Source organism: Actinoplanes sandaracinus, assembly GCF_030009775.1.
GTDB classification, from domain to species: Bacteria; Actinomycetota; Actinomycetes; order Mycobacteriales; family Micromonosporaceae; genus Actinoplanes; species Actinoplanes sandaracinus.
The window spans coordinates 154,715-172,117 of record NZ_JASCTH010000019.1; the positions used below are offsets into that span (position 1 = coordinate 154,715).

Here is a 17,403-nt window from a genome sequence, read left to right on the forward strand (position 1 = left end):
TTCGGCCCGTGGGCCGGATCACGGGTATCCGGTGCTGCACCAGCCCATGCCGCAGGCCAGGAGCACCATGACGACGAAGACGCCGAGCAGTCTGAGCACGAACCGCCGGCCGTCCATCGCGGGCCGCTCCGGGGGCTCCGGTGGCGCGGTCGGCAGTTCGAGGTCCGGGTCGAACCACTCGGCGGCCCCGGCGAAGTCGGCCGGCGGGTCGGCCGGGATCCGCCCGGCCGGTTTCATCGAGAGCTCGACCTCGCCGACCGTCACCACGTGCGCGGCGATGCCCCGGCCGGTGAGGGCGTCGAGGGCGAGAGTGGTGTGGTTCTCCGCGTCGGGGCTGGAGCCGGTCACCACCACGGCCGGGGCGGCCAGTGCCACGGCGAGGTCGACGAGCGTCCAGCCGTCCCGGCCGACCGGCACCAGCAGCCCGGCGTCCGTGGAGATGAGCACGAGGTCGTATGCCCGGACCATCGCCCCGATGAGGCTCCTCGCCCGTTCCAGGCCGATCTGCCCGGCGTCGGCCAGGTGCAGCGTCCCGGCGGGCCGGCCCGCCGGCGGATCGCCGGGACCCACGGTCACCACCGCCACCAGCCCGTCCGGGACTGCGGCGGCAAGCGCTCCCGCCGCGATCCGCCAGTCGACGCCGGTCGAAGTCGCCACGATCATCCAGGGCCCGCGGCCAGGCCATCCCCGTTCCACTCGGACACTTTAGACAATCCGGCAGGGGCTTGGCGGGTCAACCGGCCGGTGCCTGGCGGGTCAACCCGCCGGTGCTCGGCAGCTCCGCGTCGTCGTCCGGGGTATCCGCGGTGACGGTCGGCGGCGCCGGCGGCTCGGCCGGGATCGCCGCGATCCCGGCCAGGATGAGCACGCCGCCGGCCATCTGCAGCGGGGTGAGCCGCTCCCCCACCACGATCCAGGCGAAGATCGAGGCGAACACCACCTCGAGCAGCCCCACGAACGACGCGAGTCGCGAGCCCAGCCGCCCGGAACCGAAGATCCCCGCCGCGTACGCCACCGCGGTCCCGAAGACCGCGACCACCGTCAGCGGCACCCACCACGGCACGACCGCGCCGAGCAGCGGCACCGTCCCGAATCGCGCCTCCATGGGCACGACGCCGGCGGCCCCGGCGAGGCCGAGAACCAGACCGCCCAGGAGCAGCCCGGTCCCGGCCAGTGCCACCGGCGGCAGCCCGTCGGAGGGGCGCCCGGCCACCAGGAAGTAGACCGCGCAGCCGATCGCGGCCCCGAACGCCAGGACGACACCGACCGGGTCGACGGCCTCCAGCGCGCCGGGCCCGATCACCAGCACCAGCCCGCCGACCGCAAGCACCGACCCGAGCAGAACGGCCGGCCGGGGAAGGCGCCGGGTGGTGACCGCGAACCAGATCACCAGCAGCAACGGCGCCAGGAACTCGATGAGCAGCGCGGTCGACACCGGGACGCGCCGGATCGCCGCGAAGTAGGTGAGCTGCGTGAACGCCACCGCGATCAGGCCCATGCCGAGCAGCCGCCAGCGGCCTCGCCACAGCGCGTCCCAGCGGCCCCACAGCGAGATCACCACGAACGGCAGCAGCAGGAGGCCGCCGGCGAGGGCGCGCACGGTGACCGCGGCGCCCGGCGACCAGCCGGCCTCCAGGAGCGGTTTGACGAAGGCCCCGGAGGTGGCGAAGGTGGCGGCCGAGGTGACGGCGGCGGCGAGCCCGATGGACTGCGGTGGCAACTTCACAACATCCTCCGGTCATGGGCTAATCTTCTTATACCCCTGACGCTAGGCCGCCCCGGATAAGGAGTCAAATTGCTTTTTGCCCCTGACACCGAGGAGGCTTTGGACTTCGTCGTGGCCCTCGCCAACACGGCGCCCGGCGCCTCCCGCACCGGCGACGACGAACTCACCACCATCGCCGACCTCACCGAACTGCTCAGCCGCTACGTCTTCACCGGGCGCATCGACCACGACGACGCCGAAGTGGAGGCGATCCGGCAGACCCGCACCCTGCTGCGCGAGGTCTGGACCCTCGACCGCGACGACGCCGTCCACGCCGTCAACCGCATGCTGCGCGAGGCTCGGGCGCTGCCCTATCTGACCCGCCACGACGACTCCGACTGGCACATGCACGCCACCGACCCCGGCGCGCCGCTCGCCGAGCGCGTCCGCGTCGAGGCGGCCCTGGCACTGATCGACGTCATCCGGATGAACGAAACCGGCCGTCTGCGCGTCTGCGGCGCCGACGACTGCACCGGCCTCTTCATCGACCTCTCCCGCAACGGCTCCAAACGCTTCTGCTCGGTCCGCTGCGGCAACCGCGTCAACATGACCGCTTTCCGCGCTCGGCGCGCCCATCACGACTGATGTCGTACGCCCGGCAAGGGCCCTGTTCCCTACCCCGCGAGGCGCGGCCCACCTCCAGGCCGCGGCGCGGCCATCGGGCTGATGCGGTCCCTTACGGTCAAGGACACGTTCCGATCGGATCGGACCGCTGCGATCGGGCGCGGGACGGGCGCCGACGGGCAGAGTCGACGGCGTAAGGAGGCCCCGATGATCTCGGCACTGAACCGGCTGGTCGACCACGTGGAGAAGCACCTCACCGAGGAACTCGCCCTCGACCGTCTGGCAGGCGACCTCGGCACCACCGAGTACCACCTGCGCCGGATGTTCTCGTCGCTGGCCGGCATGCCGCTGTCGGAGTACGTGCGCCGCCGCCGCATGACAGTCGCCGCCACGGACGTGGTCAGCGGCGGCGACGACCTGCTGTCGATCGCGGTCCGCCACGGGTACGGCTCGACCGAGGCGTTCGGCCGGGCGTTCCGGGCGGTGCACGGCGCCACTCCGGGTGAGGCACGCCGGGACGGTGGCCCCCTTCGCACACAACCGCAGCTCAGGTTCCGCCTGACCGTCGAAGGGAGCACTCCCATGGACACCCGCGTCATCGACCGCCCCGCGTTCCGCCTGGTCGGCCACGCCGCCCGCGTCCCGTTGATCCACGAGGGCGTCAACCCGCACATCCAGCGGCACATCTCCTCGCTGCCGCCGGAGGAGCACGTGCGCCTGAAGTCGCTGAGCAACACCGACCCAAGCGGCATCCTCCAGGTCAGCGACGACCTGGAGGAGGACCGCGCGGAAGGCAGCGAGCTCACCTACCTGCACGGTGTGGCTGTCACCGCCGACACCACGCCGCCCGGCGACCTCGACGCCATCGAGGTCCCGGCCGGAGCCTGGGCGGTGTTCCGCACGTCCGGAGCCTTCCCGGCCGCCCTGCAGCAGACCTGGGCCGCCACCGCCACCGAGTGGTTCCCGTCGAACCGCTGGCGAATGCGCCCGGGTCCGTCGATCGTCGCGATCCTCGAGTTCGCCGAGGACTTCAGCACCGCCACCACCGACCTCTGGCTGCCGGTGGAAGCGGCATGACCGGCCGCGGGGGAATGCGACACGACTACCTCGCCGCTTTCCCCCGCGGCACCTTTCACCGCGGCACGGCCGGTCGGCGGCGACCGCGCGGATGACGGGTCAAGGCGAACAAGTCAGATTCCCCTCGTCCTGACGGGCGTACCACATGTCCACGGTGATCGATACGATGACGGGATGGTGTGTCCGACCTGCGGCTTGGACAACGACCCGCGAAGCCTCCACTGCGCCCGGTGCAACGCTACGCTGGCCGCGGCGCCCACATATCCGGCGCCACCGGCGACGCCCGGCTATCCCACGCCGCCGCCCGGCATCCCGCGGCGGAACAATCTGCCTCTGATCATCGGCGCCGCGGTGCTGGTCCTGCTCACCGCGATCGGCGCGCTCGTCTACACGAGAACATCCGGCGAACCGGCCGGGCCACCCGCGCAGACCCAGGCGGCTCCGGCCCCGACCGCCACCACGGTGACCACCGAGCCCGAGCCAACAGCCACCACGGCGACCGCCACCGCGGCCACCGCCACTGCCACGGCGGGAGATCCGCGCGAGCAGGCGGCGGCCATCGACGCGGTGCTGTCCCAGAGCGTCAAGAGCCGGCGCAAGCTCAACGAGGCGATCCAGCGGATCAGCGACTGCGACGACCTCGGCGCCGCGGTCACCGACATCACCGCCGTCGGCGCCGAGCGCCAGTCGCAGATGGACACCGTCCGCAACGCCGACCTGAGCGCACTGCCCACCGGCGAGACGCTGCGGTCCGGCCTGATCAGCGCGCTTCAGCACGCCTGGGAGGCCGACCAGGGCTTCCTGCGGTGGGCGGAGCCGACCCTGACTGGCGGTTGCGGTGCGGCGAACGACGCGGGGTACGACCGTGGCCGCGCCGCCTCCACCGACGCCGGCGCCGCGAAACGCGCTTTCCTGACCGACTGGAACCCGGTCGCCCGGGCCAACGGCCTGAGCACCCGGTCCGCCGACGACATCTGAGAGCCGGCGACGGCCGGCGCTCAGAACGGCCAGTTCGCCGCCACGATGGCCCCGATGGCGCCGACCGCCGCGACCGCCTCGGCCGCCGACTGCACCGTCCCCAGCTTCTGGTTCAGCTCGTCGAGCGCCCGCCGGACCGTGCCAACGGACTCGGCGGTCGGCTCCTGAAGCGCCCGCTCGATGACCACGATCTGCGGCTCGACAGCGGCCGGGTCCGGAGCGGTGCGGCGGATCTCGGCCAGCCGGGCGACGATCTCGTCGCGCTGGTCGCCGTAGTAGTTGTTGGTCTGGTTCAGCGTGTTGTGGTCACCGAAAGACTGCTGGCCACCGTTGAAAGTGAAGTTGCCGAAGCGCTGCTCAGCCACGCGTGCCTCCGCTCTTGGGTGGTCTCGGGGCGTTGGCCTGGCTGATCTTGTTGTTGTTGCCGAAGACCTGCTGGCCACCGTGGAACGTCTTCGTGCTGTAGTCGAACGACATGTTCGCCGCCTTGGCGCGGAACTCGGCGGTGTCCACGTCGTGCTCCTCGAGGAATTCCAGAATCGCCTCGGAGACCGTCTTGTCCAGGAGAGAAATGTACTTCGCGGCATCAAGATGCTGCATGAACTTGCCGATCGGCACCTCGGCCCCGAGGTCACGCACGCTGAGGTCAGCGCCGTAGTCGTAGTAGCGGAACTCCTCGGCACGCCTGGCGGAACGGGCCATCCGGCTCTGCAGGCGGATCGCGTCCCACGCGGTCTGGACCAGGTAGAGCGGGCCGAACAGGTTGTCGCGGACGAAACTGCGCAGGGTGTCCTCGGCGGCGTGCAGCGGCACGCGTTCCGGTCGCAGGACGTCGCCGATCTGGTAACGCCACTGGACATCGGGCATGACGGTGGCGACGAACTCGGTGTAGAGCATGCCGCCCTCCAGCGCCAGGTGGACGAAGGCGGTCACCGCGACACCGCTGTCCTGTGCCGGCAGGACCGGGCGGCCGGCCGGCGTGCGGATCTCCTTGCCGGTGGCCGGCACCACGGCGCGCAGGTAGTGACGCAGACCGCCCTGCGGGCACTGCTCGATCGCCGCGAGCGTCTCCGCCGAGGCCAGGGTGTACGGGGCCCGCGTCCGCGGGTCGATGAGCGGGTCGTCGATGCGGCGGTATCCGTCGGCGACCACGTACGGGATGACGTAGACGTTCGAGACCTTCTCGCCGTCGCTGAGATCGGCCGAGCGCAGATCGACGATCGCCTTCATCACCCGCCGGTTCAGCTCCCCGCCGTCGAGGCGGATGCGTTCGGCAGGCCGGTTGCCGTCGTCGTCCGGGTTCGGGTTGAGCGCGATGGCGAACGACCAGCCGCGGTCGATCCAGCCCGCCCCCAGGAACGGGTCCGAGTCGTGCACCGAGATGTTGCCACGCTGCATGGCCGCGACCATGGCGAGGCGGCGCTCGACCCGGCCGTTGGTGCTGCGCGGCGCGGAGGCCGGCGCGTCCGGGGCCAGCTCGGTGGTGATCACACCGAACACGTGCCGCCGGGACAGGAACAGGATGGCGAACATGGCCGCGGCCAGCAGCAGCGGCAGGAAGAGGTCGCCGAACCCCAGGCCGGTGTCAGTGTCGCCGTAGACGTCGTTGACGCTGCCCCAATCGCCCCGGTTGCCGGTGTCGAACAGGTCGGGAAGCCCTCGGGACACGAGCTGGAGCAGGGGGTAGGCGACGAAGCAGAACCCGAAGACGACGACCGCCGCCACCACCGCCAGTTGTGTCCGGGGTGGCAGCCTGCGCACGACCCGTGATCGCGCGCCGACGCCCACCACGCAGACGGCGAGCCAGGCGACGGTCGCGATCGGGCTGAGCCAGAGCAAGCCGAGCAGGAGCAGGGCGGTGACCAGCCCGTACCGCAGAAGCAGCAGCCGCCGGGCCCGCAGGCTGTGCCGGACCACCGGATCGATGTCGAATCCGTAGGACGGCGGCACCGCTTTCCGCTCGGATTCGACGACTTCCTTGATCACCGTGTTGGCGAAGGTGACGTCGATGTACGGCGCGCTGGCGAGATGCCGGGTGGTCGCGCTCATCGTGTTCGGCGGGGTGTACCCGGGCGTGCTCAGCAGAGGCTGCTGTTCCTGACGGGGATCCGGGACGACCATCGGAGACCCTCCGGTGAGAGGAAAGGAGAGTCAACGTATCGACTTCCATCTCGCTCCCGCCACCCCCGACAGGACGATCCGCTGTGGACGCTCAGCCGACGTGACGTGCGGGCAGTCACCCCTGGCGGAAGAACCCGCCTGTCGATTCGCCGCCCGGGGCGCTGGCGATGCAGTGCAGCGTCGTGTTGGCCCCGATCGTGATCGGCCAGACGTCGCGTTGCCAGCGACGGGTCTTCGCGGGCTCACGGCTGCGTTCCGCCATCGCCGCGGCGGAGCAGGCCTCCGCGGCGTCAGCGCGTTCGATCAGCGGCGCGGCATCACTGATCGTGACCCCACCCGCGGGAAGCGGCACGGCCCGGAACGTCTCCCAGTAGTGCGGCTCCGAACAGTCGATCGGCCGCGGCGGGACGGCGACGCCGCTGTTGGCCACGAGACCGCTCCAGCACATCGGTACGACCGGGCAGTAGGCGTCACCGCACGCTACGAAGCTCACCGGTTCCCGTGCCTGGCTCTGCCCCTGGTTCTGCCCCTGGTTCTGCCCCTGGCCCGGGTCGCGCATGACGGCGTCGTTGTCACCGGCGCCTAGGCTGATCCCCCAGGCCACGGCTCCGCCTGCGACGACCAGAAGCACCGCGGTCAACGCCAGCATGGGCCACCGCTGCGGAACCCGCACTCCGGCGGGCGGTGGGCTCGCGGCAGCGGGCGGGCCCGCGGCCTCGGGCGCCGATCCGGCCACACCAGCATGCGCAGCCATACCCGCATTCCCGGCCATAGGCGCATGCGCGGCCATCGCCGTCCGGGCAGCGGACGCCAGCGCCGCCGCCGACGGCCAGCGGTCCCTCGGCTCGACCGCGAGCGCCCGCTCCACCACGGCCTGCACCGCCACCGGCAGCTCCACCTTGATCGTGCGCGGCCCGGACTGGAGCCGCTGCAGCGCCACCGCATAGGGGCTGTCCCCCACGAACGGCTTCTCCCCCGCCAGGCACTCGTAGGCGACGAGCCCGAGCGAATAGACGTCGCTGAGCGGCCCGGCCGGCTCCCCGCGCACCTGCTCGGGCGAGAGGTAGGTGGGCGTACCGAGAATGGCGCCGGAAACGGTGAGGTGGCTGGCGTTCTCGTGCCGGGCGATCCCGAAGTCGGTGATGACCACCGTGCCGTTGCGACGGACCAGCAGGTTGGCGGGTTTGATGTCGCGGTGGACCAGGCCCTGCTCGTGAACCGCCTGCAACCCGGTCGCGGCCTGTTCCAGGAGCCGCATCGTCTCCTCCGGCGAGAGCCGCCCCCGAACCAGCCGCTGCGCCAGGGATTCGCCGTCGACATACTCCATCACCAGGAACAGCAGACCCTCGCTCTGCCCGAAGTCGTGGACGGCCGCGACCGCCGGATGGTGGATCCGGGCCATCGAGGTGGCCTCGGCCTCGAACCGCTTCGCGAAGTCCGGGTCGCCGGCCACGCTGGGCAGCATGGCCTTCACCGCGACGGTACGCCGCAGCACCTCGTCGACGGCGAGCCAGACCTCACCCATCCCACCGGCGCCGAGCCGCTGCTGAAGGTGGTAACGGTTCCCGAGTCGCGCGCCGGCCTGTAGCACCGCGACAGCTTAGATGCCGGTCAGCGGGGTCAGGTAGCCGGTGAGCGCGGGTTTCACCTCCTGGACCAGGCCGCCGCTGCGCTCTGGCCCGAGCCCGGCGCTGCGATCTGGAGCAGGCCCGGCGCAACGGCATAGGGTCGGCACTGGAACCCGCCGACCCCGAAACCCCGGAGAGCCACCATGACCGACCTCCAGACCGAGCTGCTCGACGCGGAGCGGCGGCTGCAGCAGGCCCAGCGCGACGGTGACGTGGCCGCGCTCGATCTGCTGCTCGACGACCGTCTGATCGCGATCGGGCCGGACGGGACCCGGTTCCGTAAGTCCGACGACCTGGACGCCTACCGCTCCGGCACCTCCAGGATCGACACCCTGGTCGAGGAGGACCTGGCGATCAATGTCGTCGGTGCGACCGGGGCCACGTTCGCGCTGTGTTCGGTATCGGGCACGTTCAACGGTGGGCCGTTCGCGGCCCGGTTGCGGTACGCGCGCACGTGGGCGTACGACGACAAGACCGGCTGGCGGATCGTGGCCGCCCAGATCTCGCCCGCATGATCGCCCGGCCGCCGGAGCGGTCGGGCGAAATAGGCGATAGACGCAAAAGCGGCGTCCGAGCGAAGGCGACGAGGCAGCGACCACGCAAGCGGCGGCGGGCGGAGGCGGACGGCAGGGTCAGGTGAGGAGTTGGCCCATGTTCTCCGGGGCGAAGAACTCGGCCGGCGAGGTCACCCCGGAGTTGAGGCGGGCGAACGCGTCCATGGCCTCCCGCTTCCCGGCGATCGCGGAGATGAGCTGGACCATCTGCGGGTCCGGTGGCTGCAACGACGCGATGCCGAGAGTCATCTGGTAGACCGGCATGGCCCGCGCGTCCCGGCGAGCCTGGTACCCGGGTAGGTCGTCGCCGGTGATGGCGTCGGTGAGCAGTTCGGCGTCCAGGAACGCGTCGGTGATGCCCTGCGCGGTGATGAAGTCGCGGCTGTAACCGGCGTCGCCGACGAGGGCCCAGCCGGGGCCGTACGGCACCCGGAAGTAGTTCGGCACCGCCGCCCCGGAGATCCGCTCCTCGCGTTTGGCGTCCCGGACGCGTTCGGCGAACTGCGGCGACGTCTCGAACATCGCCATCATCGTGCCCTCGATGTCGTTGCGGTGCTCGGCCAGTTCCTCGTGCGGCCACCCGAAGGCGATCACGGTCAGGTCGTCGTTGGTCGGGCACACCGCCCAGCCCCGTCCCGGCCGGCTGTACGCCTCGAACGAGTCGGTCGGCAGGTTGCTCCAGTACGAGTAGTAGCAGATCGTGAGCGGTGGCCGGTCCTCGTAGGCGGTGGCGTTCACCGCCTTCGCGACCACCGAGTTGCGCCCGTCCGCGCCGACCACGATGCGGGCGTGTGCGACGGTTCCGTCCTGGCCTCGGATTCCGGTGACCCGGCCGGCACCGTCGAAGAGCACCTCGTCGACCCTGTAGCCCTCGCGCACCTCGGCGCCGGCGGCCGCGGCGGCGTCCAGCAGGATCTTGTCGAGCACGGTACGGCGGGGCGCGTAGGCGTACGGCGAATCGGGTGTGCCCGGCGCACCGGCCACGGTGACCGGCCCGAAGTCGAACGAGTACCGGCCGACCGGCGGGCACCCGGTCGCCACCACCTCGTCGAGCAGACCCCATCGCTGCAGCGCGGCCACGCCCGGCGGGTGCAGGATGTGGGTCGACACCGTGTCGCTGGGGAACGTGGCCCGGTCCACCAGCAGGGTCCGGAGGCCGCGCCGGGACAGCAGCATCGCGAGTGGCGAGCCGGCGCAGCGCGCTCCCACGACGATCACATCAAAGTCGCTCATCGTCTCCCCAACGCCGATCTTGTGGCCATAGTGGAGGTTGGCGCGGCCGCTGTCGATGGGCCACCCGGCCAGGCTCGGTAGCATTCACCCGCGCAGATGACGGACAGTCGGAAAGGTTGCCGATGGATGTCTTCGGATCAGTGGCGGATCTGTACGAGACGGCGCGGCCCGGTTATCCGCCGGAGGTCGCCGGGGCCATCGTCGACTATCACGGCGGCGTGCCCGCCTCGGTGGCCGAGATCGGCGCCGGCACCGGCAAGGGCACCGCGGTCCTGTCCACCATCGGCGCCCCGCTGACCTGCATCGAACCGGATCCGCGGATGGCCACCGTGCTTCGCGCGAAGTACCCGGCGGCGCAGGTGCGGACGGTCCCGTTCGAGCAGTGGTCGCCGCCGCCGGGCGGGGTGGGTGTGCTGGCGTGTGCCATGGCCTGGCACTGGCTGGATCCGGCGACCCGCAACGTCCGGGCGCGCACGGCCCTCGCGCCGGGCGGAACGCTCGCGGTGTTCGGGCACCGGTACGACTACGCCGACGCGGAGCAGGCGGCGGCGATCCGCGCGGCGCTGAACGCGCTGGACGACACCGTGCGGGAGCGTCCCGTCGACTGGATGTACCACGACGTGCTGGCCAGTGGCGAGTTCACCGATGTGCGGGCCGTTCGGTTCCGGCGTCATCTGCCGCTGGCCCGCGACCAGTACCTCGCCCTGGTGCGGACGTTCGGCCCGTTCCTGGCCCACCCGCCGGAAATGCAGCGTCAAGGCCTCGACGTTCTGGGCCGGCTGGTCGACGACTTCGGCGGCACCGTCGTCATGGATCTCCGCACCACCCTCGCCCTGGGACGGCCGGCCCGATGATCAGCGCGGCGCCCGGGAGGCGCGGGCCGAAGCGCCGATGGATCGTGGCGGGTGTGGTGGCCGGGCTGCTGGGCCTGGGGATCGGCGCGACCGTCCTGGCGGCGCCGTCGATCGCGGCGATCGCCTGTCCTCAGTGTTACGGGCTGACCGGCCTGGGCGCCGGCGTGTACGCCGAGCACGACGACGACCGGTACCGCCGGATGGTCGCGGCGGCGGATCAGCGGATCGGCGCCTTCTACGGCGAGCGGACCGCCGACGCCCGGGTGCTGATCTGCGCGACGAAGGACTGCTATGCGGGCCTCGGCGGGGGTGGTGAGAAGGGGCGGGCGTTCGGCAGGTGGGCGTTGATGCTGTCGCCCGACGGCGCGAACGAGACCATCGCCACCCACGAGCTGGCACACCTGGAGTTGCACCGGCGGCTCGGTTCGGCGTACGGCGAGGTGCCGGACTGGTTCGACGAGGGCCTCGCGGTGCTGATCTCCGACGACGCCCGCTACCTCAAGCCGGCGTCGGAGGCCGACCGGTGCCGCCTGCCCTACCCGGAGGCGGCCACCATCGTCGACACCGACTGGGCGGTGGCGACGGCCGGCGGCTCCGATCGCGGCTACCTTCTGGCGGGATGCGTGGTGAGCCGCTGGGTGAGCGAGCGCGGCGGACCACCCGCCGTGCTCACCCTGATCACCGAACTCCGGGCGGGGAAGACGTTCTCCGCAGTGGGCTGAGGTATGCCGCCATGTTCACGTCGACGGCTCTATTGCACAGTTATGGCAATTGCAGCAGGATGGGCAGAGGAAGACGACACAGGGCGTCCCACCGCGATGATCCAGCAGCCGGGACGCCCTGTGCTCACCGGCATCTCAGGGCCGGGCATACCTCGGCACGTACTCCTGACCGGACAGCTCGGCGATCGCCGCCATGATCGTCTCGGTCGCGGCGCGGCGGTCCCGGGCGCTGTCCGGGTCGGTGGCGACCGCCCCGAGCTGGACCGGCTTGCCGAACACCACTCTCAGCCGCGCCGGACGCGGCACCACTCGGCCCGGGGGAAGGAACCGGTCGGTGCCGAACATCGCCACCGGAATCACCGGCGCTCCCGACTTCAGCGCCAGCCACGCCACCCCGGTGCGGCCACGGTAGAGCCGGCCGTCCGGCGAACGAGTGCCCTCCGGGTAGATGGCGAAGGCGTCACCGCGGCGCAGCACTTCCAAGCAGGTGTCGAGCGACGCCACCGCGGCCCGCGTGTCGTCACGGTTCACCGCCACCTGCCCGTCGCGGGACATGAACCAGGACACGAACCCGCCCAGTGGCCCGGTCGCGGTGAAGTACTCCGCTTTCGCCATGAACGTGACATGCCGGGCCACCGCCATCGGCAGAAACGTCGAGTCGGTGACCGAGAGATGGTTGGACGCCAGCAACAGCGGCCCACTCGCCGGCACGTGCTCCGCACCCTCCACCCGCAGCCGGACAACCTTTTTGAGCAGTTCGTACACGTGCCAGCCTCTCATCGGAACCCGGTCAAGATGAAACGTTTGTGGGCCTGCACCACCGCTACCACCTCGGACGGCGCGACACGCGGCGAACCGGCCGCGTAAGGCGGGCTGGGGTCGTACTCGATACCCAACTGCACGGCCTGGGCAACGGTCGCGCCCGCGATCCGGTCGACGAGCCCGAGCGCCATGTCGATGCCCGCGGACACTCCGGCGGCCGTCATGTACTTCCCGTCGGTGACCACTCGCTCCTCGACCGGAACCGCGCCCAGCGGAGCCAGCTGGTCCATGGCCAGCCAGTGCGTCGTGGCGCGGCGGCCGGTCAACAGCCCGGCCGCGGCGAGGATCAGGGAGCCGGTGCAGACCGAGGTGGTCCAGGTGGTGTGAGCGTCGGCGGCGCGCAGCCAGCGCCACACCGGGCCGTCGGCCATGTGCGCGATCTGTCCGGGCCCGCCGGGAACCACGATCACGTCCGGACGCGGCACGTCCGTCAACGTAGCGTCAGCGGTCAAGGACAGGCTGCCGACATCATCGCGGACGGGGCCGGTGCGCTCGCCGGCGAAGACGACCTCGACGCCGGGCACCCGGCTGATCGCCTCATAGGGGCCGACGGCGTCGAGCGCGGTGAGACGTTCGAAGAGAAGGATCGCGACCTGCATGTCAGACCTCTTGGGGTACGGGACGGAAACGGTGCCGATATTCGGACGGCGAGACACCCAGCACCCGGGCGAAAGCGCGGCGCATCGCCTCCGGGGTGCCGTAACCACTGGCCCGGGCGACCCGCTCGACCCCGTCGCCGCCGTCCTCCAGCAGCCGGCGGGCTGTCTCCAGGCGGGTCGCGTCCACGTACCGCCCGGGGGTCTGTCCGACCTCGGCGGCGAACGCGCGGGCGAACTGGCGCGGCGACAGGTTCGCGCGCCGTGCCAGCTCGTCGATCGACAGGTCGGCCGACGGGTTGTCGGCGATCCATCGCTGCACCTCCCGCAGCCCGGGCCGGGCGGCGACCTGAGCGGAGAGCTGCGCGCTGAACTGGGTCTGGTTCGCCGGCCGGCGCAGGAACATCACCAGGTGCCGGGCGATGAGCAGGGCGGTCTCGCGGTCCCGGTCCGCCTCGACCAGCGCCAGGGCCAGGTCGATGCCGGCGGTCACGCCCGCCGATGTGGCGATCGGCCCGTCCAGCACGAAGATCGGTTCCGGGTCGACCTCGACGTCCGGATATCTCCTGGCCAGCGCGTCGCAGACGTTCCAGTGGGTGGTGGCCCGCCGGCCGGCCAGCAGCCCGGCCTCGGCCAGCAGGAACGCCCCCGAGCAAACCGCCATCACCCGCCGGGCGCCCGGAGCGTGCCGGCGCAGCCAGTCCACGATCGCCGGTGGCGCCGCACGGGTGCCGTCGCCGCCCGGCACCACCACCATGTCCGGGCTCCGCTCGGCGTCCAGATCGCCGTCGGGAACCAGGGTGAGGCCACTGGACGTGCGGACCGCCGCACCGCCGGGGCTCGCGGTCCGGGTGCGGTAGCCGGCGCCGGCGAACACCTCGAGCGGCCCGGTCACGTCCAGGCTCTGCACTCCGTCGAACAGGAGGATCAGCACGGTCACGCTCTCAGCGTGGCCGCCACCCGCGACGGCTGCAATGACGGAAATCCCACCTTTCCCGCCACTCTCCCGCCATCCCATTTCGATCTTGCCGGGTTCCACGATGGTGGTGCGCGGCAAAATGACAAGATCGCGGACGGGTCAGACGCCGCCGATGGCGGCGCTGATCGCCTCGATCAGGCGGGTGGCCATCACCGGGCGGTCGGTGTCGACGACGATGGTCGGGCCGATCCCGAGCGGCTCCGCCTCGGCCATCCATCGCGGCCAGTCGTCGCGCACCCGCTCGTCGTCCTGATGAAGGGCGGCCCGCCGCCGCGCGCGGTAACGGTCCAGAGCCACCTCGGGCGGGACCGCGCACCAGATCTCCACGGTCGTGCGGGCCCCGGACCGGGCGACGCCCTCGGTCACGAACGCCAGGTCCCGCGGCCGGAACCACCAGCTCTCCAGCACGACCGTGCCGGGCGTGGCCGCCGCCAGCTCCCACATCACCTGCGCGGCGGCCCTCCCCAGCGCCTTCGGCGGCACACCCGGCACGGCGCCGGCCATCGCCTCCTTCAAGGCGTCCTTGCCGATCAGCGGTACGCGCAGCGTCGGCGCCAGCCGCCCGGCGAGGGTGCTCTTGCCCGAGCCGGGAAGGCCGTTGATCAGAATCAGCCGCTGCGCCACGGAGAGAATGCTGCCACCCGCACGCGAGTCACGGTGCCGTCCGCGGGCGCCACCTTTCAGATCTCGACGATAGGATTTCGGCGAGTCGACGCCATCGGCGGAAGGAACCACCGGCGTGCCACACAAGGTCCATCACCTCAACTGCGGCACCATGCGCCCCGTGTTCACGCCCGGCGGCCTGGTCTGCCACGTCCTGCTGGTCGAGACCGGCGACGGCCTGCTGCTCGTCGACTCCGGTTTCGGCCTGCGCTGCGCCGCCGAACCGGGCAGGCGGATCGGCGGCTCGCGTTTCCTGATCCGTCCCGTGTTGCGGCCGGCGGAGACCGCGCTGCGGCGGATCGATGCACTGGGGCTCGACCCCGGCGACGTCCGCGACATCGTGCTCACCCACTTCGACGCCGACCACACCGGCGGCCTGGCCGACTTCCCGCACGCCCGGGTGCACCTGACCGCCGCCGAATCGGACGCCGCCCGGCACCCGCGCACCCGCAACGAGCGCTACCGGTACCTGCCGGCACAACGAGAACACGGTCCGCACCTGGTCGAACACCACCCCGAGGCGGGCGACGCGTGGCGCGGTTTCGCGGCCGCCACCGAGATCCTCCCCGGGGTCGTCCTGATCGCGCTGCCCGGCCACACCCGCGGCCACGCGGCCGTCGCGGTCGACGCCGGAGACCGCTGGATCCTGCACGCCGGAGACGCGTTCTACCACCGCGGCATGGTCGACGGCACGACGCCGCGGTCACGTCTGCTCGCCGCGACGGAACAGATGATCGCGCACGACCGGAGCCTGGTCCGGGCCAACCACGGGCGGCTCGCCGAGCTCTGGGCCACCGCCGGCCCAGGCCTGACGATCGTCAACGCCCACGACCCCGAGCTGCTGCGACGGGCCGTCGCCGGCTGAGAAGACGGGTCGCCGCCGGCTGAGAAGCCGCGGAAAAGCGCCGAAGCCCGGCCCGCCGTGACGGCGGGCCGGGCTTCGGCGATCGAACCGGTGTCAGCAGGCGCCCGCGGCGACCTTCGGCTCACCGCTGGCGGTGGCCGGGACGGTCACACAGGCGACGCTGCTGCCCGCGGTGACCTGGGCGACGCCGGAGCGCACGACCTTCACGGTGACGCCGGGCAGGGCCATCTCGTCGGCGACCTTCTTCAGGTGGGTGGCCGGCTTGCCGCCCTGGGTCTCGGCGATCCGGACGGTCTGCTGGCCGACCATCTCGGCCCACGTCTTGGCCTCACCACCGCCGGAGCCGCTGCCGGTGCCGCGGCCGGCCGCGCCGAGCGCCGCGAGGAAGGGGGTGAGGTCGAGCTTGGTGGCCCCCGCCGGGGCGGTGATGTCGGCGCCGGCCCCGATCTCCACGCGGATCGACGCGCGGCCGGTGTTGCCCTCGACGAACTGCAGGAGGTTCATCTCGAACGCCTTGAACTTGCCGTTGTCGATCCACAGGTCCAGGACGATCGGCTTGTCGGCCGGCGCCTCGCCGAGCACGTCACCGGTCGCCTCGTCGAGGATCGTGGACTGCTCCTTGGCGATGATCTTCTTGGCCGCCTCGAGGAACCGCTTCGCCTCGGTGTGCGCCTTGACCGTCGTCGTCGTCACCACGAGGTGAGTCTGGTCCTGCGCGTCCCGAGCCACGTCGGCGCCCTGGAGCAGGTTCTCCGCGCTGGTCTTCAGCTCGGCGACGATCTTGTCGTTGTCTTCCTGGCCAGGAGGGCTGACGGGGACGCCGGCCTCCTTGGTGATCTTCTCCAGGTCAGCCGCGGCGACCGAGACCCAGCCGCCTTCGACGAGCTTGTCGAGGCCCGGCATCTGACTGCCCAGTTCCCCGCTGATCTCGTCGATCTCGGCGGTCGTGGCGCCGAACTTCGTCGCCAGCTCCTTGACCGGCACCTTCACGTAGGTGACCTGGTCGACGACCCGCACCTCGAGGCCGGTGACGCCGTCGATGGTGGCGTTGAACAGCCCCTTGTCGTCGGCGACACCCTCGCCGGCCTTGTCCCAGGCGGCGGTGAAGGACGAGTTGTAGAGCTTGCGCAGGATGTCGGCGTCGGAGTCGGTGAAGGCGTCCTTACCGGTGCCGGCCTCCTTCTTCGCGAGCGCGATCAGGTCGTCGACGCTGCCGCCGGCCTTGATCGTGAAGCCGGTCCGGCTCGCCGCGCCCAGGTCCTCCGCGGCCTTCTTCAGCTCCAGCTTGGGCTCGAGCTGCTGAATCTGGTTGGCGCAGCCGGCCGAGAGGGCGAGGACGGTGGCACCGGCGACAGCACCGGCCAGAAAGCGCTTCATGCGCGAGAATCTCCATTCGAGGGGCGGCGCGACACTCCCCCGTGCCGCGAATTGGCAGTGTACGAGCATCAATCAACGCGTCGCGTGTCAATTACCCCGGTCAGATCGTACGGCGACCAACTCCGCCCATCCATCCAGCCGGCCCCGCCTGTCCGCCCGGTGGCGCCAGGCGTTTCGCGCGGCCCGGACCGGCACGTCGGAAGCCGGTACGGTGACGTTCAGGGGAATCTCGGCTACGCGCGTTTCCGCAGCTCGTCGCGGGCACGCGACCGCATCGCCACATGCTGGAGAGCGGACACCAGGGACATCGTGCATCGTCCGCGACATCGGGCTCTCGGACACCGGCGAGATTCATTTGCCGCCGGATCGGGGCCTGCCACAATTCACCCGGATAAACGGGCGAAACAGGCATCCGCCCACCGACCTTGATCCATTTCGCGTGCTCTATCTCACGACACAATTCGGTCTCGATGACTAATCGCTGCGGCTCTTCGGGAGGAACCGGATGCGGACGGTACGACGGCACGTGCGGCGGGGGGGGGGGGGGCGGGGGGGGGGGGGCCCCCGCGGGGATGGACGCCGGAACCCGCCGCCCGACAGGCGCA

18 protein-coding genes are annotated in these 17,403 nt (G+C 71.3%); 7 read left to right on the plus strand and 11 right to left on the minus strand.

From position 1 onward, the window contains the following. Positions 1–18: 18 nt before the first annotated feature. Positions 19–657, minus strand: a complete 639-nt coding sequence (locus QLQ12_RS27660) for a hypothetical protein (RefSeq protein WP_282763439.1) — start codon at positions 655–657, stop codon at positions 19–21. Positions 658–733: 76 nt separating this feature from the next. After that, positions 734–1,726 (minus strand): EamA family transporter, encoded by a 993-nt coding sequence (locus tag QLQ12_RS27665; protein WP_282763440.1) that lies wholly within the window; start codon positions 1,724–1,726, stop codon positions 734–736. A gap of 69 nt (positions 1,727–1,795) precedes the next feature. Between QLQ12_RS27665 and QLQ12_RS27670 the strand changes: the two genes are divergently transcribed. The 3 genes from QLQ12_RS27670 (at position 1,796) to QLQ12_RS27680 (ending at position 4,384) form a co-directional block, all read left to right on the plus strand. Next, positions 1,796–2,350, plus strand: coding sequence for a CGNR zinc finger domain-containing protein (locus QLQ12_RS27670; protein ID WP_282763441.1), 555 nt, complete (start codon positions 1,796–1,798; stop codon positions 2,348–2,350). Positions 2,351–2,536: 186 nt separating this feature from the next. Then, positions 2,537–3,406, plus strand: coding sequence for an AraC family transcriptional regulator (locus QLQ12_RS27675; RefSeq protein WP_282763442.1), 870 nt, complete (start codon positions 2,537–2,539; stop codon positions 3,404–3,406). Positions 3,407–3,580: 174 nt separating this feature from the next. Continuing rightward, complete coding sequence (locus tag QLQ12_RS27680; protein ID WP_282763443.1) at positions 3,581–4,384, plus strand: zinc finger Ran-binding domain-containing protein; 804 nt, start codon at positions 3,581–3,583, stop codon at positions 4,382–4,384. A 20-nt stretch (positions 4,385–4,404) separates the two neighbouring features. Here QLQ12_RS27680 and QLQ12_RS27685 read toward each other — a convergent pair whose 3' ends face one another. The 3 genes from QLQ12_RS27685 to QLQ12_RS27695 form a co-directional block, all read right to left on the minus strand. Further along, positions 4,405–4,749 carry a hypothetical protein gene (locus QLQ12_RS27685; protein WP_282763444.1) on the minus strand — a complete coding sequence of 115 codons (345 nt, stop codon included), beginning with the start codon at positions 4,747–4,749 and terminating at the stop codon, positions 4,405–4,407. Further along, positions 4,742–6,505 (minus strand): hypothetical protein, encoded by a 1,764-nt coding sequence (locus QLQ12_RS27690; RefSeq protein WP_282763445.1) that lies wholly within the window; start codon positions 6,503–6,505, stop codon positions 4,742–4,744. The genes QLQ12_RS27685 and QLQ12_RS27690 overlap by 8 nt, the downstream gene beginning before the upstream one ends. A gap of 115 nt (positions 6,506–6,620) precedes the next feature. Beyond that, positions 6,621–8,096 (minus strand): serine/threonine-protein kinase, encoded by a 1,476-nt coding sequence (locus QLQ12_RS27695; protein WP_282763446.1) that lies wholly within the window; start codon positions 8,094–8,096, stop codon positions 6,621–6,623. 180 nt (positions 8,097–8,276) lie between these two features. Here QLQ12_RS27695 and QLQ12_RS27700 point away from each other — a divergent pair, with 180 nt between their 5' ends. Beyond that, positions 8,277–8,648 (plus strand): nuclear transport factor 2 family protein, encoded by a 372-nt coding sequence (locus QLQ12_RS27700; protein WP_282763447.1) that lies wholly within the window; start codon positions 8,277–8,279, stop codon positions 8,646–8,648. A gap of 117 nt (positions 8,649–8,765) precedes the next feature. On the opposite strand, the gene QLQ12_RS27705 is transcribed toward QLQ12_RS27700, so the two are convergent. After that, the gene (locus QLQ12_RS27705; protein ID WP_282763448.1) at positions 8,766–9,920 is read right to left on the minus strand and encodes an FAD-dependent oxidoreductase; all 1,155 of its coding nucleotides are present in this window, start codon (positions 9,918–9,920) and stop codon (positions 8,766–8,768) included. A 122-nt stretch (positions 9,921–10,042) separates the two neighbouring features. Between QLQ12_RS27705 and QLQ12_RS27710 the strand changes: the two genes are divergently transcribed. Further along, a complete protein-coding gene (locus QLQ12_RS27710) occupies positions 10,043–10,774 on the plus strand; it encodes a class I SAM-dependent methyltransferase (protein ID WP_282763449.1) in 732 nt (243 codons plus the stop codon). A gap of 44 nt (positions 10,775–10,818) precedes the next feature. Next, complete coding sequence (locus QLQ12_RS27715; protein ID WP_282763450.1) at positions 10,819–11,496, plus strand: hypothetical protein; 678 nt, start codon at positions 10,819–10,821, stop codon at positions 11,494–11,496. Positions 11,497–11,631: 135 nt separating this feature from the next. On the opposite strand, the gene QLQ12_RS27720 is transcribed toward QLQ12_RS27715, so the two are convergent. From QLQ12_RS27720 to QLQ12_RS27735, 4 genes are all read right to left on the minus strand, one after another. Then, positions 11,632–12,276 (minus strand): lysophospholipid acyltransferase family protein, encoded by a 645-nt coding sequence (locus QLQ12_RS27720; RefSeq protein ID WP_282763451.1) that lies wholly within the window; start codon positions 12,274–12,276, stop codon positions 11,632–11,634. After that, positions 12,273–12,917 (minus strand): DJ-1/PfpI family protein, encoded by a 645-nt coding sequence (locus QLQ12_RS27725; RefSeq protein ID WP_282763452.1) that lies wholly within the window; start codon positions 12,915–12,917, stop codon positions 12,273–12,275. The genes QLQ12_RS27720 and QLQ12_RS27725 overlap by 4 nt, the downstream gene beginning before the upstream one ends. 1 nt (position 12,918) lies before the next feature. Beyond that, a complete protein-coding gene (locus QLQ12_RS27730) occupies positions 12,919–13,854 on the minus strand; it encodes a GlxA family transcriptional regulator (protein WP_282763453.1) in 936 nt (311 codons plus the stop codon). A gap of 138 nt (positions 13,855–13,992) precedes the next feature. Beyond that, positions 13,993–14,517 carry an AAA family ATPase gene (locus QLQ12_RS27735; protein ID WP_282763454.1) on the minus strand — a complete coding sequence of 175 codons (525 nt, stop codon included), beginning with the start codon at positions 14,515–14,517 and terminating at the stop codon, positions 13,993–13,995. Between the two features lie 151 nt (positions 14,518–14,668). Here QLQ12_RS27735 and QLQ12_RS27740 point away from each other — a divergent pair, with 151 nt between their 5' ends. Then, the gene (locus QLQ12_RS27740; RefSeq protein ID WP_282763512.1) at positions 14,669–15,421 is read left to right on the plus strand and encodes an MBL fold metallo-hydrolase; all 753 of its coding nucleotides are present in this window, start codon (positions 14,669–14,671) and stop codon (positions 15,419–15,421) included. Positions 15,422–15,514: 93 nt separating this feature from the next. Here QLQ12_RS27740 and QLQ12_RS27745 read toward each other — a convergent pair whose 3' ends face one another. After that, positions 15,515–16,798 carry a hypothetical protein gene (locus QLQ12_RS27745; RefSeq protein ID WP_282763455.1) on the minus strand — a complete coding sequence of 428 codons (1,284 nt, stop codon included), beginning with the start codon at positions 16,796–16,798 and terminating at the stop codon, positions 15,515–15,517. Between the last annotated feature and the right edge of the window lie 605 nt (positions 16,799–17,403).